Consider the following 21,198-nt stretch of genomic DNA (forward strand, 5'->3'; position numbering starts at 1 on the left):
GTCGACGGAGTCGACGAGGCTTACGCCCGAGCCGACGAGGATCCGGGGCTGCCTACCGAAGTCGACGGAGTCGACGAGCAGGAGCCGAGCTCGGGCTGGGGTTCGAGCACTCCCCTCGACAGCAGCGAGGTTGCCGGAGGCGACGAGCCGGTTGTTTACGCCGAGGGCGAGGCGTATGGGATGCCGGAGGATCTTGAGGAGTATCTCGAGGAAGCTGATGAAGAGGCGGCTGGGGAGGGTGATGAGGGGCGGTACGACGCTCCGCCGTTGCCGCCGGTGCTGATTCTGGGGGTGGTCGGGTTGCTGGCCGGGTTTGTCACGGTTGCGCTTGTGTGGTTGAGCGAGCAGGGGTGTGATCGGGTCCGGGATTCGCCCAACTGCGGTGCGGCGGGGTTTCCGTTGCTGGTGCTTGCCGTGGTGATCACGATCGTGCTCGGGGCGATCACGCTGAGCCGGCTGGCGATGCCGCATCCCGCGCTGGTCGCGTTCCTCGGGGTCGGCTTCATGTTGCTGATCGTGCTCGCGTTCCTGTCGAACGACCTGTTCTCCACCTGGACCCTGGTTGTCGTCCCGGTGCTCACCGCCATCACCTTCCTAGTCGCAAACCTGATCGCCGGACGGTTGGAGCGAGCCGATGCCTGAACTGCCCCGCTACCCCTGCCACCGCACCACCACCCCTCTCCCACTCGACGGCACCCTGACCCACCCCGCCTGGGAGCAGGCCCCGTGGACCAGCGACTTCGTCGACATCACCGGCCCCGACGCGACCACACCGAGGTTCCGGACCAGGGCAAAGTTCCTGTACGACGACCAGTACCTGTACGTCGGCGGCCAACTCCAGGAGCCGCACGTCTGGTCGACGATGACCGAGCCGAACACCTGGCTCTACGAGGAGAACAACTTCGAGCTCTTCCTCGACCCGGACGGCGACGGCGAGAACTACTACGAGTTCGAGATCAACCCGCTCGGCACCATCTGGGAGCTCTCCCTCCCCAAGCCGTACTCCGCGGGCGGCGTCCCCGTCGACCCGGACAACCTGCCCGGCCTGCGTACCGCCCTCCACATCGACGGCACCCTCAACGACCCGTCCGACACCGACACCGGCTGGACGGTCGAGGTCGCCCTCCCCTGGACGGAGCTGGCGAAGTACAACAAGAACCAGACCCCACCGGGCCCAGGCGACGAGTGGCGGATGAACCTGATGCGGATCGAGTGGGACCACGAGGTCGTCGACGGCGAGTACCGCAAGGGCAAGGAGCAGGACTTCTGGGTCTGGTCGCCGCAGTACGTCGTGGACATGCACAAGCCCGACCAATGGGGCGTACTGAGCTTCGAATGACCTCTGGTCGCAGCGGGATGCCGGTGCCAGACTGCGAAGGACGGCTGTTGCCGGCTGGGGCGGATTGACAACGGCCCACGCTGCGACAACCAGGGGGAAACACCATGACTGCAACAGATCCAGTGGACACCTCCGAGTCGACGGAGGTGCTGGACGAGTCGACGCTGCCACCGTTGGCCGACTCACCAGGCATCCAGGCCGACGACCCGGAGCTGGACGACCCGGCCACCGAAGCCGCCTTCCAGGACCCGATCGCGGACACCGATCCGCTCGGGCCCGACGAAGAGCCCGGAGTCGAGCCCGGCCTCGACGACGGCCTCGACGTCGGCATCGAGCCCGGGATCGAGGTCAGGTGAGATGGCCGTCCGGATGGGCAAGGCCGCGGTCGACTTCGCCGCGGCGCAGGCGGCGCACGCGACCAGGGACTGGACGGGGATCTGCCTGATCTTCGTCCGCAACTGCTTCAACGTCGGCCCGCTGGCCACGGACGCGGCGTTGGGATACAAGGCGGCGCAGTTCAAGCACGGTACGGCCGGTACGCCGCCACTCGGCGTACCACTGTGGTGGACCGGCGCGCCCCACGGGCACGTCGCGATCAGCACCGGCGACGGGAGTTGCTTCAGCAGCGACATCCTCCGGCCGGGCAAGGTCGACAAGGTGCCGATCTCGAAGATCGCGCGGTCCTGGGGCAAGACCTACAAAGGCTGGAGCGAGGACATCAACGGAGTCCGGATCTGGCGGCCGGCCGCCCCGACGCTGCCCGCCGTCGACCTCGGCAACGTCCGTGAGGCGGCCGGCAAGGACCAGTTCCGGCCGCCGGGCCAGGGTCTGCACGAGCGCGACATCATCATCGTCGAGCGCGCGCTGCTCAAGCAGGGCCTCAAGGATCCGATGAACGTCGACGGGTTCGCCGGCAAGGACTTCCGCAAGGCCTACGCGCTCTGGCAGAAGGCGACCGTACCGCCGCCGTTCGACGGGATTCCGGGTATCCAGAGCCTCAAGAAACTCGGGGAACGACGCGGATTCCGCGTGATCAGCTGACCAGTACGCCGGAGGTGGTGCCCCGCGTGCGCTGGGCACCACGCCTGCCCCCGTCCGGTGTGCCGATCGCGGTCGGGTGACAATCAGTCATATGGAGTCCGCCAGTCACACCGGGCTCGCCGGTCCTGAGGGCGAGTCGATGCCAGCCGTCGAGCGCGTCGTCGCTGCCCGGCTGGGGGTGTTCTCGGGCGGGCTGACCGCTGAGTCGGTGGCGTCGGTGCTCGAGTTGCCGCAGCCGGTGGCGGGCCAGTTGCTCGATGCGCTGACCGAGCGATCGCTGCTGACTGTGAGCGACGGGCGGTACCAGGTGCTCAAGGCGATCCATCCGTACTCCGACGAGCTGATCACCAGCGCCGAGGCGGAAGACCTGCACGCGCGGCATGCGGCGTACCTGCTGGAGCTGGTACGCCGGGCCGACAAGCACTTGCGTGGACCCGACCAGTTGCACTGGGCAACTTCTGTCCGGCAGGAGAGCGACAATCTGCGCCGGGCGATCGAGTGGGCGACCGAGCACGACCAGCGGCTCGCACTGGAGCTGGTCGCCGGGCTGTCGACGTACTGGTGGATGCACGGGCTGCAGGACGAGGCCGGGCAGGCGGCGCAAGGGTTGCTGGGGATGCTCGGGCCGGTGGTGCCTGACGGGCTTGGTGAGGAGTACCTGCTCGCAGTACTGCATGCAGCCGGCTCCGGGCGGCCGGCTGGTGTTGAGCAGGCGCGGGTGATCGTGGAGGAGCTGGTTGAGCCGTTCCGGTACCCGGTGACGGTGCTGCTCTGGTCGATCGTGCTGGGACCGTTTGTGCCTGCCGAGCTCGTTGCCGACGTACTGGCTCGGCAGGAGCTGAGTACTGATCCCTGGACGCTGGCTGCGGCGCAGCTCTGCGGTACGGGCGCTGAGGCGGCTCTGGCGCAGTTCCAGGCGGTTGGGGACCGGTGGGGCTGTCTGTTGGCGCTGGACGAGCGGGCAGCACGTACGCCGGACTTCAAGAGGGCAGTCGAGCTGACTAGCCAGGCACTGCTGCTTGCTGATGAGCTGGGCGTCGATGAGGAGGCCGCGTCGCTGCTCTGTCGGCGAGGGGACCTCCGGCTGCGGATGGGCGACCTCCCTGCCGCTGCAGACGACTACCGGCGGACGCTGGCACGGGCGAAGCGGGCTGATCGACTGGACCTCTCCGCCGCCGCGCGGATCGGGCTGGCCAAGGCTGCCCGGTTCGGCGGGGATCTGGCGAAGGCGCAAGAGCTGGCGCTGGTGGCGTTGTCCCGCTGCCCGGCGGATTGGGACGAGGCCGACCTCGCCATGACCGAGGCGCTCGCCGAACTAGCCGCCATCGCCGCCGCAGCCGGGCGTACCGACGAAGCACACTCCTGGCGCCTCAAGGCCGGGCTGGCGCCTGAGCAATACCGCGCAGCGGGCCGGTAGCCGACCGGCGCAGGCGGCTCCGAGGCGGGTTGACCGAGCGCGGCCGGCTGTGGCTCTGGCCACAGTGGGTGGATCTCGCCGGATCTGTGGCTGCTGGTTAGAGTCGAGCGGACACCAACCTGCAATGGAGCAGCCTGATGGACAAGACGTACGACTCACCGCAGGCCGCGGTCGACGACATCGGCGACGGCGCGAGCCTCGCGGTCGGCGGCTTCGGGCTCTGCGGCAACCCGATGCAGCTGATCGAGGCGCTCCACGCCAAGGGCGTGGGCGGGCTCAGCGTCGTCTCCAACAACTGTGGCGTCGACGACTGGGGGCTGGGCATCCTGCTCGCCGACAAGCGGATCGCCAAGATGACCTCGTCGTACGTCGGGGAGAACAAGGAGTTCGCCCGGCAGTTCCTGTCCGGTGAGCTGGAGGTCGAGCTGACCCCGCAGGGCACGCTGGCCGAGAAGCTCCGGGCCGGCGGCTGCGGGATCGCCGCCTTCTTCACGCTGGCCGGTGTCGGGACGCAGGTCGCCGACGGCGGGCTGCCGCAGAAGTACAACACGGACGGCTCGGTGGCGAAGGCCTCGGAGCCCAAGGAGACGCGCGAGATCGGCGATACGACGTATGTGCTGGAGGAGTCGATCACCACCGACTTCGGCCTGGTGCATGCGTTGAAGGGCGACACCCACGGCAACCTGGTCTTCGACCGGAGCGCCCGCAACTTCAACCCGCTCGCCGCGATGGCCGGCCGGATCACCATCGCCACGGTCGAGGAACTGGTCCAGCCTGGTGAGCTGGACCCGGACGAGATCCACCTGCCCGGCGTCTACGTCCAGCGAGTAGTTGCCGTTGGCAAGGACATCGAGAAGCGGATCGAAAAGCGTACTGTCCAGCCGAAGGAGGCCTGAGCCATGCCACTCACCCGTGAGCAGATGGCGGCCCGCGCCGCCGCCGAGCTGGAGGACGGCTCGTACGTGAACCTCGGCATCGGCCTGCCGACCCTGGTACCGAACTACATCCCGGCCGGCGTCACCGTCGTCCTGCAGAGCGAGAACGGCATCCTCGGCGTCGGCCCGTACCCGGTCGAGGGTGAGGAGGACCCGGACCTGATCAACGCCGGCAAGGAGACCGTCACGACGTTGCCGGGGGCATCTTTCTTCGACTCGTCGCTGTCCTTCGGGATGATCCGCGGCGGCGCGATCGACGCGGCCATCCTGGGCGCGATGCAGGTCTCGGCCACCGGCGACCTGTCGAACTGGATGATCCCGGGCAAGATGGTCAAGGGCATGGGCGGCGCGATGGACCTCGTGCACGGCGCCAAGAAGGTGATCGTGCTGATGGAGCACGTGGCCAAGGACGGTTCGCACAAGATCCTGGCCGAGTGCGACCTGCCCTACACCGGGCGGGGCGTGGTCAACCGGATCATCACCGACCTCGCCGTCATCGACATCACCGACGACGGCCTGCAGCTGGTCGAGCTGGCCGAGGGCGTCACCTTCGACGAGCTCCAGGAGAAGACCGGCGCGCCCATCAAGCAGTGATCGGAATGTCTGGCCCCGTACGACGGTTGGTGCTGAGTGACCGCCGTACGGGGCCATTCTTCTGGAGGAACGATCTTGAGCAACGCCGACACCGCCATCGCCGCGCTTCGTAGCGGCTATGACGCGCTCGCCGAGCTGGTGAGGAAGTTCGACGACGAGACCCTGGCGGGACCGTCGGCGGCGACCGAGTGGGACATCGCGCAGGTGCTCAGCCACCTGGGCAGTGGTGCCGAGATCATGACCAACACGGTCCAGCTCGCCCTGGCCGGCGGACCCCGCGCCGACGGCGACTTCAACCAGACCGTCTGGGCCCGGTGGGACTCGTCGTCGCGCCGCGAGCAGGCCGACGGCTTCCTGGAGTGGAACGAGAAGCTGGTCGCGCTGTTCGAGTCGCTGACCGAGGAGCAGCGGGAGACCGTGCAGATCGACCTGGGCTACCTCCCGGCGCCGGTCGACATCAGCACCGTCGCCCGGATGCGGCTGAGCGAGTTCACCCTGCACTCGTGGGACATCCGCAGCGCCTCCGAGCCGGGCGCGACGCTCGCCGCCGAGGCGGTACCGGAGCTGCTCGCCCAGCGGACCCTCGACCTCAGCTGGGTCAGCAAGCCGGCCGAGCTGGACGGGAAGTACGCCGTGCTGAACGTGGTCACCACCGAGCCCGCCACCGAACTCACCCTGAACCTGAGCGACCCGGTCAGCCTCAAGGACGGCAGCACCGGCGAGGCCGACGGCACCCTCACGCTGCCCGGCGAAACGTGGCTGCGGCTGATCTCCGGCCGGCTCGGCCCGGACACTCCGGCCGGCCTGGAGCTGACGGGTCCGATCACGTTGGCGACTCTGCGCCGGGTGTTCCAGGGTTACTGATCGAGGTGGTCCATTGACCATGCGTAGAGCGTCCCGCCTGAGCCCTGTCGGCGGGTGCGCTCGATCGCTACCCTTCACCCCTGCCGCTTGTCCGGCTCGGTGAGGATGGACCGCATGGACCTGGATGTGTTCGTCATCGGCGGCGTTGGAATCGACACCATCGTGCGAGTTCCCGCGCTGCCGTTACCCAGCCAGGAGACCATTCCCGTCCAACCTGTGGAGACGTATGTCGGCCACACCGGCCACGGCGTCGTACTCGGCTGCCACCGGTTGGGACTGCATCCCGGCCTCGCTGATGTGATCGGTGACGATGCGGAGGGATGGCGGATCCGGCGGGCGTACGAGGAGCTCGGGCTGCCCTTGACGATCGCGGTCCACCCCAGCGGTACGCGCCGCAGCGTCAACCTGGTGTCGCCCGATGGCAGCCGCGTTTCCCTGTACGACCGGCGGCACCCACCGGGGATGCGGGTCGATCCCAACCTCTGGCGCCGCCGGGTCGAGCAGGCCAGGCACGTCCACGTGTCGATCATGGATTTCGCGCGGCGTGCGCTGCCCGACGTACTGGCCGCGGACTGTTCGTTGTCGACCGATCTGCATGACTGGGACGGGGAGAACGAGTACCACCGGGACTTCGCGCAGTGCGCCGACATCGTGTTCGTCTCGACCAGTGCGCTGCGGGACAAGGCCATCGACTGGATCTTCGCCAGCGGCCGGGCGGAGGTCGTGATCGCGATGGCGGGGGCCGATGGGAGCTATCTGCATGTCCGTGGCGAGGAGCCTGTCCATCTGCCGGCCATCGACATCCCCGGGCGGCCGGTGATCGACACCAACGGCGCCGGGGACGCGTACGTCGCCGCATTCCTGACCACTTGGCTGGATGGTCGCTCGTACTACGAAGCCGCGGAGGCGGGCACCATTGCGGGTGCATGGGCGTGCGGCTCGCGTGGCACTCACACCGACCTGATCACCGCAGAACAACTCATGCTGCTGAAGCGCTAGCCGGCAGGGCTGCTGGGGCTCAGCCGCGGGTCAGTGGGGGGTGGAGGGTGGCGGCTGGGCCTCGGCGGAAGAGTTGGGCGGGGCGACCGCCGTCGCGGGTCGTGGTGGCGCCGAGGGGGATGACGAAGCCGTCGGTCTTGGTGGCCTTGCGGTGGAAGTTGCGGGGGTCGAGCTGGACACCCCAAACGGCCTCGTAGATGCCGCGCAGCTCCGAAATGGTGAATTCGTCGGGGCAGAACGCAGCCGCGAGTGGTGAGTACTCCAGCTTGGCCCGGGCCCGCTCGACCGCGTCCGTGAGGATCCGGTGGTGGTCGAAGGCGAGCCGGTCCTGGTCGGTCAGTACCTCGTCGACCGCGACCCATTCCGCGGAGGCTGCGTCCGTACCGGCTACTGGTGACGGTAGATCCGGGACGAGGGCCAGGTAGGTCACGCTGATGACGCGGCCTCTGGGGTCGCGGCCCGGCTCGCCGTAGGTCGCGACCTGCTCGAGGTGGATCCGGTCGGACAGCAGGCCGGTCTCCTCTTGGAGTTCGCGGCGGGCGGCCTCCTCCAGGTCCTCCTTGGGGCGTACGAACCCGCCCGGCAGCGCCCACCTGCCCCGGTACGGCGCGATGCCGCGGCGGATCAGGAGTACCTGCAGGGATCCCTCGCGGACAGTCAGGATGACGAGGTCGGCGGCTACCCCCAGCGGCTCGAAGTCCATGAGCAGTGACTCTAATCGTCATCTTGACGAAAAGCCATCTCGGGCCTTATCGTCAAAGTGACGACAACGACAGGAGAACGACTCTCATGGCAGACATCACCCGGTTCCGGTTCATCAGCCACCTGCGGGCGAACCCGACCACCCACGTCCGGCACCTGCGCAACGGGAAGGTCGCGCATGACGGTGCGGGGCAGGCGTTCTGGTTCCGGGCGCTCAACTCTTCGCTGAGCGAGGTACCGATCGATGATCGGGAGCAGCCGCTGCTGTTTCACGGGCGGACGCTCGACTTCCAGGACGTCGTCGTACAGGCGACCGTCACGTATCGGGTGACGGATCCGGCGCTGGCGTCGACGCGGCTTGACTTCGGGATCGATCCGGACACGGGATTGTGGCGGGCGACTCCGCTGGAGCAGCTTGGTGGATTGCTGACCGAGTTGGCTCAGCAGACTGCACTGGACTTGCTGGCTCGGTTGAATCTGACCCAGGCGTTGTCGGAGGGGATGGCTTCGCTTCGGCTCGCCATGAGCAGTGGGTTGCGTGATGATCAGCGGCTCACCGGGCTGGGGATCGGGGTTGAGGACGTGCGCGTGGTCGCAGTACGGGCTGAGAGTGATGTCGAGCGGGCGCTGCAGACTCCCACCCGGGAGATGGTGCAGCAGGCGGCCGACAAGGCGACGTACGAGCGGCGGGCGATGGCGGTCGAGCGGGAGCGGTCGATCGCGGAGAACGAGCTGCAGAACCAGATCGAGCTGGCGCGGCGCGAAGAGCAGTTGGTGACGCAGAAGGGCCAGAACGAGCGGCAGCGGGCGACCGAGGCGGCTGCGGCTGGGCGGATCGAGGGCGAGGCTCTGGCTGGTCGGCGGCGGTTGCTGGCTGCGGCCGATGCTGATGCCAAGCGGGTGCTGGGTGAGGCGGAGGCGGCTGCTGAGAAGGCTCTGCTGGATGCTTATGCCGAGCTGGACCAGGGCGTGATCGTCGCGCTGGCGATCAAGCAGGGTGCGCTGCCGGAGATCGGCACGCTGAACCTGACGCCAGATCTGCTCACTCCGCTGCTCTCCAAGCTGACCTCTTCCGGGGCTTCCTGATGAGCCTGCCTCCGCGGGCGGTCGTGGTTCACCGGGCGACCGAGCTCACCGAGCTGGTCGCCCGGCACGGCACTCGACAGCAGGCCGGCTTCTTCCTGTCCAGTCGTGGGCGGTCGCTCGATGCTTTGGATGATCGGCACGAGGCTCAGCACAAGGCTTTGGCTGTGGTCTCGGCGGCGATTCCTCTGGACTGGCGACGGGCTGTTGCCGAGCGCAACGATCTCGACCGGTTCGTGTTCGGGCCCGAGGATGTGGTGATCGCGGTCGGGCAGGACGGGTTGGTGGCGAACGTGGCGAAGTACCTGGACGGGCAGCCGGTGATCGGGGTCAATCCGGAGCCAGGGTGGAATCCTGGCGTGTTGGTGCCGCACTCGCCTTCCGACGTACCGGATCTTCTATCTGTACGTTCGGTCGAAGAACGCACGATGGTTGCCGCACGCACCGATGACGGGCAGAAACTCCTTGCCCTGAACGAGATTTACGTCGGCAACCGCACCCATCAGTCGGCGCGCTACCGCCTGGCGTCGCCCGAAGGCCTGGAAGAACGTCAATCATCCTCAGGCTTGCTGATCGGCACCGGAACAGGTTCCACGGGGTGGTGCCGCTCGGCCTGGCAAGAACGCGGAAGCCTGCTCCGCCTCCCCTCACCCACCGACCCATCCCTGTGCTGGTTCGTCCGGGAGGCCTGGCCCTCCCCAGCCACCGGCACCACCTGCACCGAAGGCCTACTGACCGCCACCGAGTCCCTCACCATCACCGCCGAAGCCGACCTCGTCATCTTCGGCGACGGCATAGAATCCGACACCCTCACCATCACCTGGGGCCAACGCCTGGAGGTCACCATCGCAGAAACCCACCTAAACCTCGTCCGCTAGCTACTGTCATCCCCACGCGCCCGCCACCTACGCTCCTCCGTCGCTCCGGCTCTGGGCGCTCCCACCCCTGTCAGGTCTCACCATCGCGACTCCGCCGGGCCAACTGGCGGGCGACCGCGTCGACGATGTCAGCCAAGTCGCGGTTGAACGCGATCGCGGCGTCTGGGGCGTGCTGGCGGGTGAGGTTGACGACCAACTCGAAGAGCTCGAGCTGTTCCTCATCCTTCCGGATGCCGCCGCCGATCAAGATGCACTCCCAAGGCCGCTCCCGCAGCGCATTCGTGACAACGGCTTCGACGTCGTCGGATCCGTCGAGGCCGATCAGGCAGTTGCTTGCGTCGATCCCGCTGTCCGCGAACCGCCTCACCGCCTCCTCGATCGCGACCGCCACCGGAGTGGGATCCCAGGGCCCAGGCACCCGGTAAGGATCAAGCCCGATCACAAGCACAGCCGGCTCCGTCACCTTCTGACCATAGTCGGCTGCAGGGCCTGGGTCGCGCTGGTTCACCATCGCAGCCGCCACGACCATCTCTCCGCTCTGGACCCGTTCCCGCGTGACCCTAGAGTGACTGGATGCCATTCCGTTCGGGCTTCGTCCTCAGATGCATGGTCGAGGAAGCTAGGTCGTTGACTGATAAGACCAGCGTTTTGCGCCGCATCGAGACAGTCCTGATGATCATGACTGAAAGCCGAAACCACGGTAAGGGCAGACCTTTGGTGATCGCCCTGGAGGATGTCGCTCAAGAGGCCATTCTGATCGGGGCTTTCGAGTTGGCCCAACGGTTCCAGCGGTTCGCGTCCTATGCCGAGGGAAAGCTGTTCCTCGACATCCTCGAGATGTACTACGACGAGAGAGCACGACTCCGCAGCGAAAAGTTCATGCGCAAGTTGGTCGCGGAGGGGGCTGACCGAGCTGTGTCGGCCTTGGATGTGCTGTGCCAGGACAACCCCGATGCCACAGCGGCCGACGCCCGCGACCTCTTCCAGGGAATCGCCCGGTCCGTTGACCATCTCGGTGTGGAGGCCGGTGAAGACGAGATCGCGCTCTCAACTCGGGAGGTGAAGCATCTGCAGCAGTACGGGCACATGCAACTGGTACTGCGGAGCCTGCCGCTGCTGGGCTCCACCGAGGCAGGCCGGCTGCTCAGAGATGTCCTGGCCGATGCAGACACCGGGCTGCTGGCTCAGTTCCTCGAACTCAAGGCCAGGAGGACGAGCTTGGCCGCCCTCCGAGCCGCCGTTGAGGATCCGGACAGCTCCGAGAGCGATCTTCATGCCTGCTTGAGGAACCAGGAGTGGATATTTGGTGGGGCGTACGTCGCCGAACTGGCACGTCGTCAGTACCACTCCACCACGATCCTGGACATCCCGTTGCTACGTGCCGACGGCTCCCTGCACGTCGTCGAGCTGAAACGAGCCAACATCGAGAACTTGGTCATCCGGCGCAGCGGGCATCTGATGCTGGGCGCACAGGCCCATCAAGCCATCTCACAAGCACAGAACTACCTTCGAACTCTCGACGAGAATCGGATGAGCATCCTGACGAGTCATGGCATCGACAGCCGCAGGGCCTCCGCTACGGTGGTGATCGGTCATTCCCAGTACGTGGGCGACCACATCTCTTCTCTTGAGGTCGCGGAGACGCTGCGCACCTACAACACGCACACGACGCGCATCGAAGTGATCACCTACGAGACCCTGCTCGATCGGCGGCTCGGATGGTCGCCCTGTCATCGGCGCAGCAAGATCCAGCGTTGCTGACGGAGCCGGACGCATGACCGGGAACTTCGCCACGATCGAAGACCTTCTCCGTAACCTCTGCGGGGGATCGATCGCCGAGAAGGACTACGTCGGCTATTTCCTGAACGAGTACGGGGAACACCTCGTCTTCGCCCAGCGCCCCGGCGAGAAGACAGCGCGGATCTGGCACAGCGACACGGATTGGGAGATGTACCGCGTTGGGGTTCATTCGATCCGGGTCGGCCAGACGATCGACGGGATGATCACGGTAGACGACAACCTCATCATCAATCAGCACGAGGCCAGCTGGTTGTCGGCCTGCCTTACTGCTTCTCGGCATCTGCGCCAACCGTGAACGCTATATAATGCTCACTATTATGGTTATATCCGTACTAAAGTGGTGATATCGGCACTATAGTGAGTCTGTGGACCTCTCTTTGCCGATCAGTGCTGTGGCGCCGACGCTTGATGGGCCGGTTCTTGGAGTTTTGGTTCGGACGGGGAAGCCACTCACGGGTCGCAAAGTCCATCAGATGGCGGCGACTGGGAGCGAGAGCGGGACGCGGAAGGTTCTGAACCGGCTGGTTGGGACCGGGCTGGTGATCGCCACCGAGGTTGGCGCCAGCATTCAGTACTCCTTGAATCGTGATCATCTGGCCGCCGGCGCAGTGATCGAGCTGACCGGTTTGCGGCAGGAGCTCATCCGGCGGATGCAGGAAAGGATCGCGGGCTGGTCGGTACGGCCGCTTCATGTAGGCCTCTTCGACACAGCCGATGGCGTCGAACTGCTGGTCGTCCACGACGACGCCGACTCGTCACCGACGTGGGCCGGCCAGCTCGACTCGCTCGCCGATCGGTTCCAGGTCTGGACCGGCAACCACCTGCAACTCACCGATCTGAGCGCCCACGATCTCCAGGAACACCTTGCGATCGGCGACCCGACCATCACCACCTGGCTCCGCGCCGGCGAGCACCTGTCGGGCCAGCCCTTCCGCACCCTGCTCAACACCCTCACCATCAACCTCGGCGCGCACTAACAGTCGTCCAGCCGGAAAGAAGCTCCACCAAACCAGCACATCACCACCACCGTGAACCGGGCGAAGTATTTCCCGTGATCTCCACGGAAAGTGATCGGTTGGGTGAGATGTGTGGAGACAACGGTGTCAGGTTCTGCTTAAGGTGCGTTCACCACAACGGCCCTGTCGAGGGAGGGCTGTGGTGCCTTTACCCACCGCCCACAGGGGAGAGACACGCATGCGCAGAACTCGGAACCGATCGAGAACCGCGTTCCGGACCGGGGTCGGCCTGTTCGCCGCCGCCGCGCTGGTGCCGATGGCCTCGCTGACCGCGACCGCCCGGCCCGCCGCCACGCCCGATTCCGCCACCGCCACGGCCGGTACCGTCGCCAAGCAGCCGGCTCCGGTGAAGCCGTTTGTGCAGGGGACGCAGACGGTCGCCGCGTACGACTACGACAACGCCATCCACGAGCGCGTCCAGGTCGACGTGCCAGGCGTCGACGGCGACCAGAACGGGATCACCGACCAGATCACCGTCGACATCATCCGCCCGGGTGAGGCCGCCGCGGCCGGGATCGACGTACCGGTCATCATCCAGGCTTCGCCGTACTACGCGAGCGACCCGAAGTCGTACTTCGACGCCAACGGCACCCGGCAGGTCTTCTCGACCTGGCTGGACAACTACTTCGTCCCGCGCGGCTACGCGTTCGCCTACGTGGACATGCCGGGCACGTTCCGTTCGACCGGCTGCAGCGACGTCGGGGCCGACCTCGAAGTACGCGGTACCAAGGCCGTCATCGACTGGCTCAACAACCGCGTCCCCGGCCACACCCCGGCCGGCGCCGTCGCCAAGGCCGACTGGTCCACCGGCAAGGCCGGCATGATCGGTACGTCCTGGAACGGCACGATCGCGAACTCGGTCGCCAGCACCGGCGTGAAGGGACTCGAGACGATCGTCCCGATCGCGGCGATCTCCAGCTGGTACGACTACACCCGCAGCAACGGCGTCCCGTACTACGACGAGTACATGGGCTTCCTGCACGACTACGTCAGCAACGACCTCAGCCCGCGCTGCGTGCAGATGACCGGCGAGATCGAGCAGGACTCCGACACCCGCACCGGCAGCTACAGCCGCTGGTGGGATCCGCGGAACTACCGCCTCGACGCCAGGAAGGTGAAGGCGTCGGTTTTCGTCATCCACGGCCTCGATGACGAAAACGTCAAGACCCGGCAGTTCGGCGAGTGGTGGGACGAGCTCACCAAGCAGGGCGTACCGCGGAAGATCTTCCTGCACCAGGGCGTGCACCTGGACGGGTTCAGCTTCCGGGACGCGTACGTCGATCAGCTCCACCCCTGGTTCGACTACTGGCTGCAAGGCCTGCAGAACGACATCATGAAGGCACCGCAGGCGACGATCATGCGTGAGGACGGCAGCTACACCACCGAATCCCGTTGGCCGACGCCCGGCGCGAAGAGCACCAAGCTCGCGTTGAGCAAGCCGGCCGGTGGCGACACCGGTGGTCTGTCGATCGCGGCGCCGACCAGCGACCCGATCAGCTTCACCGGCACCGACAAGGAATCGGTCGACTCCGTCGTACTCGACCCGACCGCCCCGAGAACCGACCGCGCGGTGTTCGTCAGCAACGATCTCGCCCAGCCGGTCCGGTTGTCAGGTACCGGCAAGGTGGAGGTCCGGGTCAAGGTCAACAAGGTTGCCGCGGGCATCAAAGCCCGACTGGTCGACTACGGCACGGCGACCCGCTACACCAGCGTCAGCAACATCGCGAACACTCGCACCTGCTGGGGTGACGGCAACGCGCTCGACACCGGCTGCTTCGCCGACACCAAGATCAACACGGCCGTCTCGAACGCCGCGGTCGTGATCCGCACGCTCGCCGACGTCGGCCACTACAAGTCGCTGGACGAGAAGGTCTCACTGCAGTCCGGCAAGTGGTACGACCTGACCTTCGAGCTCAACGCCGACGACGTCCTGTTCGCCGCCGGCCACCGCCTCGGCCTGGTACTGACGGTAGAACCCGACAACCCGTCCGTACCGTTCACCGGCGCCACCATCACCCTCGACCCGACCAAGTCCTCCCTCACCCTCCCGCTCGCCGGCGCAACGGCCAGCCTCAACTCCCCCGAGGCCCCGCAAGCCCGCATCGCGGCCAACCAGCTCGCCCAGCCCGAGCCCGAGAAGGACCCCATCAAACTGATGGAACAGTTCGTCGAAGCCTCGCGCTAAAAGTAAATGGCCCCGGCAGCTCGAAGCTGCCGGGGCCTTTCAGCGCGCGTTGGCGGGTGGTTTGGCCAAGGCCGAGTAGGCCGAGACCAGTACTTCCGCGTCGTGCTCCCAGTTGAGCTCGTCACCGGCGGCCCGTACGCCGTCGACGTAGCCGGTGTAGTCCGCGATCAACGAGCGCACGGCCGCCGCAAGCGAAGCGCCGTCGCCTGGGGTGTACAGCGTGCCCAGGTGGTAGCGGTTGATGACGGCACGCAGTTCGGGTAGGTCCGCGGCGACTACCGGCACCCCGGCGCGCACTGCGTGGAACAGCTTGTTCGGCAAGGCGAGTCGGTGGTTTTCGCAGGTGTTCGTCAGCGTGACAAGGGAAATGCCTGACTCCTGCAGGACCCGGTCGACCTCGTCGATCGACGTCTCCGGGACCTTCTGGACCGGGCCGAGGTCGAGGCGATAGTTCGGATCGACCGAGCCCATCAGCAACGTCGGAAACGGCGCCAGCAGACGGGCCGCCTCGACTACAGCAGGCAGATCGCGGCCGGCGCCTACCCGGCCGGCGTACAGCAAACCGGTAGGCGCTGACGGCAAGACAGGGGCAACAGCCGAGCGTGGGAACGTGTTGCGGATGACCCGCACATCCGGAAGGCCCCGCTCGCGCAGCCGCTGGGCGATCCCATCGCTGACGGTGAAGACCACCGCGGCCTGACGAGCCAGACCGAGCTCGAACCGTCGCCCACGCACCCGCCACAGCGGCGTCGGCCGACCGGGCAGCGCCCGGTCGAACCACAGCTCATGACTGTCGTAGACCAGCGTCGCCGACCACTTGGCAGCAAACGAAGCAGCCAGCTCCAACGTGTTGAAGTCGTGCGCATGCACAACCTCGAACGGCTCTAGCCGGTCGAGAGTAGCGGCAGCCGCAGTACGCCACTGCTTCTCCGTCCGCAGCCGATGCTCCGGCAGCAGCAGCCACCGGCCGAACCGCTGCACGAGCACCTTCACGCCACGTCGCCCATGCCCGACAGCGGGACCACTACCACCGCGCAGACCGGCCGAGCGGGATACCGACTCGACCGTCGCGCCACCCTCGAGCGTGAAGCCCTCCGGCACGTCCCGGCCGACCACGTGCACCACGTGGCCGGCTCCGGTCAGTGCCGCGGCTTCGCGCAGGATGCGCGAGTCCCCGGCGATCGGGGACTGCGCAACCATCAGAACCCGCATTGTCACCGTCCGCCGAGACTCATCGGCCACCGAGGAAGGGCAGCAACGCCTCGACGGACTTCCGGCCGTCGTGTACCTCACGGATGTACCGCGGCCCCGCGTCGGCGACCTTGCGGGCTTCCTCGCGCTCGGCGACGAGCCGCTCGATCACCTCGGTCAGGTCGTGCGGCGTCGCCTCCACGATCGGCAGATCGGTCGGCAGCAGGTCGCGGATGTGATCGGCCACGTGCCCGACGGTGATCCGGCCGGCCGCCATCGCCTCACAGGCGAAGACACCGTACGAACCGAGCAGCAGCTGGTCGACGACGATGTCCGCGTCCTTGACCATCGCCACCAGCTCCGGGTGCGGAACACCCTGCACGCGCTGGTACTTGATCAGGCCGCGAGCATCGAGCTCGGTCAGCACCGGGTCGACGTACGCCGAACCCTTGAGCGCGCTCGCCGACGGCGCGTGCAGCACCACCGGCACCTCACGCTCCAGCACCGGCGTCGTCGAGGCCAGCTCTTCCGGATCCACGACCACCGGCAGCCACTCGCTGCCCTCGATGTACTCGACCAGGTCGGGCGTGGTGACGAACTTGGGCCCGTCGTACCCGGCCAGGTGCTCGCGGAGCAGGTCGTTGGCCGCCTGCAGCCGGACGGTCAGCTCGTCGTTGCGATCGGCGAACGGCGAGAACTGGTACCGCGCACGGTGCCGGGCCGGGTCACGCACCTCGGAACCGTGGAAGACCAGACCGTGCCGGATCCCGGCCGCGTCGAGCATCGGAACGTCCAGGGTCCACATCTGACCCTTCAGCTGACCGAACATCGGCCGGCCCGCCTCGAACAGCACGTGGGTGACGTTCTGCAGCGCCCAAGCGGTCAGCTCCAGCTGCCAGCGCAGGTCGTCGCGGTACTGCTCGAACGTCCCGCTGCGGTGCACCTTGAAGTCGAACTTGCCGCTGTTGGTCGACAGCGACTCCGCGGCGATCGACGGGACCTCGCGGGTCACGGCGGTCGTCCACAGGTACGCCTGGCCGGCGCTGTTCGTCGGCCCGATCAGCAGCCGCCGGCCGGGAGCCTCGGAGTCGACCTCCATCGACGGCTCCAGCTGCTTGCGGCCGAGCATCTCGGTGTAGAGCGCGCGCAGGCTGTCGGCCTGCCCGCTCCACGCCGAGGTCTGCTTGTACGCCGGGTCCGCCAGCCGCTCGCGATACGTCTCGGTCCGGCTCAGCAGCAGCTTCGCCTTCTCCGCGAAGCTCGCCGGGTTCGCGGCCTCGAAGTACTCGCCGATGCCGTGCCGGGTGACCCATTCCTTCATGCTGGCCATGTCGCTGACCAGCACCGGCAGACCGCCCAGGCTGTACTCGAACAGCTTGTTCGGCATCGCCATCTCGTGGTTCGGCGCCCGCAGCATCGGGATGATGCCGGCGTCGGCCGTGGAGAGGAACGCAGTCACCTCGTGCGGCGCGACCGGGGACAGGTAGTGCATCCGGTCCTCGACCCCGAGGCTCTCCGCGAGCTTGCGGAGCACATCGACGGCCGGCTGCTTCGGCGACGGTACGGCGACCACCGCGAGGTGCACGCCGGGCATGCTCGGCATGGCCTCGATCGCGGTCTCGATCCCGCGGACCGCGGTGATGCCGCCGCTGTAGACCAGCAACGGAACCTCGCGCGGCAGCCGGACCTTGGCCCGGATGTCCCGCTCGATCTCGACCACTTCCGGGATGTCCGGGGTGTTCAGGATGACGGTCGGCTTGAGCGGGAGCTTGTGCTCCTTCTCCAGCCGGTCGGCGATCGCGGTGCTGACCGTGATGACCCGGTCGGCCGCACCCATGTACTCGCTCTCGTGCTTGGCCCAGGCAGCGATGAACTTCCGCGTGCGCGGTCCGTACAGCGCGATGCCGGGCACGTACTCGTGCGCGTCGTAGACGACCTTCAGGTCCTTGCCACGCAGCTTCGCGCGGCCCGCCGCACGAGCGGCCACTCCGATCACGTGCATGTCGTGCGCGTGCACGACATCCGGCTCGAGCCGGTCGATCAGGTCGCCGAACGCGTACTCGTAGTCGAGCGCATCCGGGTGCACCCGGCGCCAGCGAGCCGGCCAGGTCAGCCGGTGCGCCACGCCGTCGTACGCCCGCCAGCCCGCGCGGAACGGCTTGTCGATCGCGTTGCCCAGACCCTTGCGCAGCCAGATCCCACGCCGGGCGGCCTGCCAGCCGCTCCGGCGGACCAGGCGGCCCACGACGCCGACCTTGTAGGCCAGCGGTCCGGTCTTGCCTGCCTTCCGGGCGCCGACGGCGTGGCCCGAGTCGGCCTTGATCTCCTTGAGCCCGGCCTGCACCCGAAGGCTGCGGGCCCGGTAGGCGCGCGGAGTCTTGTAACCGAAGAACGGCGGACGCCACTCACGGTGCTTCTTCCGCGCGAACTTCTTCTCCTCGCGCAGGGTGAACGGCACCGCGACGCGCACGACCATCGCACCGTCGAGCATCTCGCGCGACTGCGGTTCACCCCAGCTCGCGACCCCGAGCACAGTCACCTGTACTCCGGCCTGGGCCAGCGCCGCTGCCTCTTTACGGACCCGGCTGTCGTTGGTGACCGCGTTCGCGACGAGCATCACCACCCGAAGTTGCTCCGGGGAACGCGTCACTGGCGGACCGACCTTCCGATCACGATCCGACGGACACCCGCCCAGCGCGCGGCGTCGGTCGCGTCGCGACCGTCCACCAGCACCTGCACGCCCGGCAGCTCGGCCCGGGTCAGCTGCTTGTACTCCGGGTGGTCGGCCTGCAGCACCGCCGCGTCGACCGGCTCGCCCAGGTGGTACGCCGTGAAGCCCAGGCCCTGCAGCTCCTCGTCGGAGTACATCGGGTCGTGCACGAACACCTCGGCGCCACGGGACTTCAGCGCCTCGACGGCCGGGAAGACACCCGAGAACGCGGTCTCCTTCACCGCACCGCGGTAGGAGGCGCCCAGGACGACGACCTTCGCGCCGGCCAGGTCGCCGTACGCGCCCTCGAGCAGACCGATGGTGTACTCCGGCATGTCCAGGTTGGCCTCGCGGGCGGCCCGGACCACGGTGGCCTCCGGGTCGGTCCACAGGTACAGCCGCGGGTAGACCGGAATGCAGTGGCCGCCGACGGCGATGCCGGGACGGTGGATGTGGCTGTAGGGCTGGGAGTTCGAGGCCTCGATCACCTGGTGGACGTCGATGCCGTTCTGCGCGGCGAACCGGGCGAACTGGTTGGCCAGGCCGATGTTGACGTCGCGGTAGGTGGTCTCCGCCAGCTTCGCCAGCTCCGACGCCTCGGCCGAGCCGAGGTCCCAGACGCCGTTGCCGCGCGGCAGGTCGGTGCGCTCGTCGAAGTCGAGAACTGCCTCGTAGAACGAGATGGCGCGCTTGGCGCCTTCCTCGGACAGTCCGCCGACCAGCTTCGGGTACTTGCGCAGGTCCGCGAAGACGCGGCCGGTCAGCACCCGCTCCGGGGAGAAGACCAGGTGGAAGTCGGTGCCCTCGGTGAGGCCGGAGACCTCTTCCAGCAGCGGCTTCCAGCGGTTCCGGGTGGTGCCGACGGGCAGGGTGGTCTCGTAGCTGACCAGGGTGCCCGGGGTCAGGTGCTCGGCCAGCGAGCGGGTGGCGCTCTCCATCCAGCCGAACTCCGGCTCACCGGTCTTCTCGTCCACGAACAGCGGGACGACGAGGACGACCGCGTCGGCGCCGGGGATGGCGTCGGCGTAGTCGCTGGTCGCCCGCAGGCGGCCGTCCGCAACGGTCTCGGCCAGCAGCTCGCCGAGGTGAGCCTCACCCGGGAAGGGCTCCTTGCCCGCGTTGACCAGGTCGACGAACGCCTGGTTGATGTCGACACCGACGACTTGGTGTCCCTTGGTCGCGAACTGGACCGCGAGCGGCAGTCCGATCTTGCCTAGGGCAACTACTGCGATACGCACGAAAACTCCACTTGGTATGAATCATTCATCGGGGACCTCGCAGCCGCTTCTCCAGCGGGTGTTCAACACACTTGTAGAGCAAGGCTGAGGCGGCGATCGAGAGCGCCAGCACCCCGGCGTACCAGGTCAGGTTCGACCAGCTGGCCGGAGCGGAAACGCCGTGGAACTCACGGATCGCGTAAAGGATGGTGGCGTGCACCAGGTAGAAGGAGTACGACCACTGGCCGAGTGCGACCAGCGGCTTGCTGCGCAACAGCGACCGGCCGCCCCGCATGTCCCGGGCGGCCACCGAGAGGATCAGCAAGCCGTACAGGACGGTGAGGATCTCCTTCTGGGTGAGCGCCATCGTGGTGGCGAAGGGGACCGTCCGGTGCAGGCCGGAGTAGTACAGGGTGTAGAGCCCGGCCGCGAAGATCGCGAACGCCACCGGGAACGGGAGCCACGGCCGCCAGCCCGACCGCAGCGCGATCGCCAGGCCGATGCCGAACAGGAACGCGACCGAGTGCCAGACCGGTTGCGGCAGCGTCGGCAGCGTGTGTGGGTTGTGGAACAGCAGCAGCTTGTACCCCGCGCCGATCACCACCACCGACGCGCACAGGATCAGCCCACCGGTCAGCTTCAGCCGCTGGGTGGCCCGCCAGACGAACGGGAAGTACGCGTAGAAGAAGGCCTCCACCGACAAGGTCCAGGACGCCGGGTTACCGGAGTACAGGACCGTCGGATCGTTGGACCAGCCGTGCAGCAGGACCAGCGACAGCAGCAGGACGCCGATGTCGAACGGCTTGATCCAGCTCTGCGCCGGGTCCGGGTGGAAGCGGTAGAAGACGAAGACCGCCGCGAGCAGGGCGACCGCGTGGGCCGGCCAGATCCGGGCGAACCGGCGCCGGTAGAACGTCCGCACCTTGGTCCCGGGCTGCGCCGACCACGTCAGCACGAACCCGGACAGGACGAAGAAGAACGTGACTCCGGAGGTGCCGTAGGTGAGGAACTTGAAGATCGGCAGCGGAGCGAGGTTCGTCATGTGGTGGGTGAACACGAAGAAGGCCGCCCACCAGCGCAGGCCGGTGAGCGACTCGACTCGTGGCAGCCGCTTCTTGGGCGGCGCGTCGGCAGTGCCGACCGCCACCGGCGCCGCCGGCTCGTCCTGAGCCGGCGGTGCGGTGGCGATCGGTTCCTGCGACTTCTCTTCGGCTGCCTTCGTCATCG

The 21,198-nt window shown here is 67.4% G+C and carries 21 protein-coding genes; 15 read left to right on the forward strand and 6 right to left on the reverse strand.

Features of this window, described 5'->3' with window-relative positions:
• From AB0M15_RS09835 to AB0M15_RS09875, 9 genes are all read left to right on the forward strand, one after another.
• Positions 1–642, forward strand: a 642-nt coding sequence (locus tag AB0M15_RS09835) for a hypothetical protein (RefSeq protein ID WP_363815859.1), incomplete at its 5' end; no start/stop codon positions are given.
• Positions 635–1,339, forward strand: a complete 705-nt coding sequence (locus tag AB0M15_RS09840; protein ID WP_363815861.1) for a carbohydrate-binding family 9-like protein — start codon at positions 635–637, stop codon at positions 1,337–1,339. The genes AB0M15_RS09835 and AB0M15_RS09840, both read left to right, overlap by 8 nt.
• A 104-nt stretch (positions 1,340–1,443) precedes the next feature.
• Positions 1,444–1,695, forward strand: a complete 252-nt coding sequence (locus AB0M15_RS09845; protein ID WP_363815863.1) for a hypothetical protein — start codon at positions 1,444–1,446, stop codon at positions 1,693–1,695.
• 1 nt (position 1,696) lies between these two features.
• Positions 1,697–2,380 carry a hypothetical protein gene (locus AB0M15_RS09850; protein WP_363815865.1) on the forward strand — a complete coding sequence of 228 codons (684 nt, stop codon included), beginning with the start codon at positions 1,697–1,699 and terminating at the stop codon, positions 2,378–2,380.
• A 91-nt stretch (positions 2,381–2,471) separates the two neighbouring features.
• The gene (locus AB0M15_RS09855; RefSeq protein ID WP_363815867.1) at positions 2,472–3,797 is read left to right on the forward strand and encodes a hypothetical protein; all 1,326 of its coding nucleotides are present in this window, start codon (positions 2,472–2,474) and stop codon (positions 3,795–3,797) included.
• Between the two features lie 137 nt (positions 3,798–3,934).
• Positions 3,935–4,693, forward strand: a complete 759-nt coding sequence (locus tag AB0M15_RS09860; RefSeq protein ID WP_363815869.1) for a CoA transferase subunit A — start codon at positions 3,935–3,937, stop codon at positions 4,691–4,693.
• Positions 4,694–4,696: 3 nt separating this feature from the next.
• Positions 4,697–5,326 (forward strand): CoA transferase subunit B, encoded by a 630-nt coding sequence (locus AB0M15_RS09865; protein ID WP_363815871.1) that lies wholly within the window; start codon positions 4,697–4,699, stop codon positions 5,324–5,326.
• A 75-nt stretch (positions 5,327–5,401) separates the two neighbouring features.
• Positions 5,402–6,190, forward strand: a complete 789-nt coding sequence (locus AB0M15_RS09870; protein ID WP_363815873.1) for a maleylpyruvate isomerase family mycothiol-dependent enzyme — start codon at positions 5,402–5,404, stop codon at positions 6,188–6,190.
• A gap of 114 nt (positions 6,191–6,304) precedes the next feature.
• Complete coding sequence (locus AB0M15_RS09875; protein ID WP_363815875.1) at positions 6,305–7,189, forward strand: carbohydrate kinase family protein; 885 nt, start codon at positions 6,305–6,307, stop codon at positions 7,187–7,189.
• 19 nt (positions 7,190–7,208) lie between these two features.
• Here AB0M15_RS09875 and AB0M15_RS09880 read toward each other — a convergent pair whose 3' ends face one another.
• The gene (locus AB0M15_RS09880) at positions 7,209–7,892 is read right to left on the reverse strand and encodes an NUDIX domain-containing protein (protein WP_363815877.1); all 684 of its coding nucleotides are present in this window, start codon (positions 7,890–7,892) and stop codon (positions 7,209–7,211) included.
• An 86-nt stretch (positions 7,893–7,978) separates the two neighbouring features.
• Between AB0M15_RS09880 and AB0M15_RS09885 the strand changes: the two genes are divergently transcribed.
• Both AB0M15_RS09885 and AB0M15_RS09890 read left to right on the forward strand, forming a co-directional pair.
• Complete coding sequence (locus AB0M15_RS09885) at positions 7,979–8,977, forward strand: SPFH domain-containing protein (protein WP_363815879.1); 999 nt, start codon at positions 7,979–7,981, stop codon at positions 8,975–8,977.
• Positions 8,977–9,852 carry a hypothetical protein gene (locus tag AB0M15_RS09890; protein ID WP_363815881.1) on the forward strand — a complete coding sequence of 292 codons (876 nt, stop codon included), beginning with the start codon at positions 8,977–8,979 and terminating at the stop codon, positions 9,850–9,852. Before AB0M15_RS09885 ends, AB0M15_RS09890 begins: the two co-directional genes overlap by 1 nt.
• A gap of 70 nt (positions 9,853–9,922) precedes the next feature.
• On the opposite strand, the gene AB0M15_RS09895 is transcribed toward AB0M15_RS09890, so the two are convergent.
• Entirely contained in the window at positions 9,923–10,315 is a 393-nt protein-coding gene (locus tag AB0M15_RS09895; protein ID WP_363815883.1) for a hypothetical protein, read from the reverse strand.
• Positions 10,316–10,530: 215 nt separating this feature from the next.
• On the opposite strand from AB0M15_RS09895, the gene AB0M15_RS09900 reads away from it, so the two are divergent.
• The 4 genes from AB0M15_RS09900 (at position 10,531) to AB0M15_RS09915 (ending at position 14,853) form a co-directional block, all read left to right on the forward strand.
• Complete coding sequence (locus AB0M15_RS09900) at positions 10,531–11,613, forward strand: Shedu anti-phage system protein SduA domain-containing protein (protein ID WP_363815885.1); 1,083 nt, start codon at positions 10,531–10,533, stop codon at positions 11,611–11,613.
• Positions 11,614–11,626: 13 nt separating this feature from the next.
• Positions 11,627–11,947, forward strand: coding sequence for a hypothetical protein (locus AB0M15_RS09905; RefSeq protein WP_363815887.1), 321 nt, complete (start codon positions 11,627–11,629; stop codon positions 11,945–11,947).
• Positions 11,948–12,125: 178 nt separating this feature from the next.
• On the forward strand, positions 12,126–12,629 hold the full coding sequence (locus AB0M15_RS09910; protein WP_363815889.1) for a hypothetical protein: 504 nt from the start codon (positions 12,126–12,128) through the stop codon (positions 12,627–12,629).
• 217 nt (positions 12,630–12,846) lie between these two features.
• A complete protein-coding gene (locus AB0M15_RS09915; RefSeq protein WP_363815891.1) occupies positions 12,847–14,853 on the forward strand; it encodes a CocE/NonD family hydrolase in 2,007 nt (668 codons plus the stop codon).
• 39 nt (positions 14,854–14,892) lie between these two features.
• Here AB0M15_RS09915 and AB0M15_RS09920 read toward each other — a convergent pair whose 3' ends face one another.
• The 4 genes from AB0M15_RS09920 to AB0M15_RS09935 are packed head-to-tail and all read right to left on the reverse strand — an operon-like array spanning position 14,893 to position 21,196.
• The gene (locus AB0M15_RS09920; RefSeq protein ID WP_363815893.1) at positions 14,893–16,053 is read right to left on the reverse strand and encodes a glycosyltransferase; all 1,161 of its coding nucleotides are present in this window, start codon (positions 16,051–16,053) and stop codon (positions 14,893–14,895) included.
• 31 nt (positions 16,054–16,084) lie between these two features.
• Positions 16,085–18,694, reverse strand: a complete 2,610-nt coding sequence (locus tag AB0M15_RS09925) for a glycosyltransferase (RefSeq protein WP_363815895.1) — start codon at positions 18,692–18,694, stop codon at positions 16,085–16,087.
• Positions 18,691–19,992, reverse strand: a complete 1,302-nt coding sequence (locus AB0M15_RS09930; protein WP_363815897.1) for a nucleotide sugar dehydrogenase — start codon at positions 19,990–19,992, stop codon at positions 18,691–18,693. The genes AB0M15_RS09925 and AB0M15_RS09930 overlap by 4 nt, the downstream gene beginning before the upstream one ends.
• Before the next feature lie 25 nt (positions 19,993–20,017).
• Positions 20,018–21,196, reverse strand: a complete 1,179-nt coding sequence (locus tag AB0M15_RS09935; protein WP_363815899.1) for an acyltransferase — start codon at positions 21,194–21,196, stop codon at positions 20,018–20,020.
• Positions 21,197–21,198: the final 2 nt, after the last annotated feature.

This window comes from Kribbella sp. NPDC051718 (assembly GCF_040681515.1).
In the GTDB taxonomy this organism is placed as follows: domain Bacteria; phylum Actinomycetota; class Actinomycetes; order Propionibacteriales; family Kribbellaceae; genus Kribbella.

Bases quoted from the DNA above. Each gene is read 5' to 3' on its own strand.
- AB0M15_RS09875 (WP_363815875.1), top strand. From the start codon at position 6,305: ATGGACCTGGATGTGTTCGTCATCGGCGGCGTTGGAATCGACACCATC.
- AB0M15_RS09845 (WP_363815863.1), top strand. From the start codon at position 1,444: ATGACTGCAACAGATCCAGTGGACACCTCCGAGTCGACGGAGGTGCTG.
- AB0M15_RS09910 (WP_363815889.1), top strand. From the start codon at position 12,126: ATGGCGGCGACTGGGAGCGAGAGCGGGACGCGGAAGGTTCTGAACCGG.
- AB0M15_RS09840 (WP_363815861.1), top strand. From the start codon at position 635: ATGCCTGAACTGCCCCGCTACCCCTGCCACCGCACCACCACCCCTCTC.
- AB0M15_RS09915 (WP_363815891.1), top strand. From the start codon at position 12,847: ATGCGCAGAACTCGGAACCGATCGAGAACCGCGTTCCGGACCGGGGTC.
- AB0M15_RS09935 (WP_363815899.1), bottom strand. From the start codon at position 21,196: ATGACGAAGGCAGCCGAAGAGAAGTCGCAGGAACCGATCGCCACCGCA.
- AB0M15_RS09850 (WP_363815865.1), top strand. From the start codon at position 1,697: ATGGCCGTCCGGATGGGCAAGGCCGCGGTCGACTTCGCCGCGGCGCAG.
- AB0M15_RS09865 (WP_363815871.1), top strand. From the start codon at position 4,697: ATGCCACTCACCCGTGAGCAGATGGCGGCCCGCGCCGCCGCCGAGCTG.
- AB0M15_RS09905 (WP_363815887.1), top strand. From the start codon at position 11,627: ATGACCGGGAACTTCGCCACGATCGAAGACCTTCTCCGTAACCTCTGC.
- AB0M15_RS09900 (WP_363815885.1), top strand. From the start codon at position 10,531: ATGACTGAAAGCCGAAACCACGGTAAGGGCAGACCTTTGGTGATCGCC.
- AB0M15_RS09855 (WP_363815867.1), top strand. From the start codon at position 2,472: ATGGAGTCCGCCAGTCACACCGGGCTCGCCGGTCCTGAGGGCGAGTCG.
- AB0M15_RS09890 (WP_363815881.1), top strand. From the start codon at position 8,977: ATGAGCCTGCCTCCGCGGGCGGTCGTGGTTCACCGGGCGACCGAGCTC.
- AB0M15_RS09860 (WP_363815869.1), top strand. From the start codon at position 3,935: ATGGACAAGACGTACGACTCACCGCAGGCCGCGGTCGACGACATCGGC.
- AB0M15_RS09920 (WP_363815893.1), bottom strand. From the start codon at position 16,053: ATGGTTGCGCAGTCCCCGATCGCCGGGGACTCGCGCATCCTGCGCGAA.
- AB0M15_RS09880 (WP_363815877.1), bottom strand. From the start codon at position 7,892: ATGGACTTCGAGCCGCTGGGGGTAGCCGCCGACCTCGTCATCCTGACT.
- AB0M15_RS09885 (WP_363815879.1), top strand. From the start codon at position 7,979: ATGGCAGACATCACCCGGTTCCGGTTCATCAGCCACCTGCGGGCGAAC.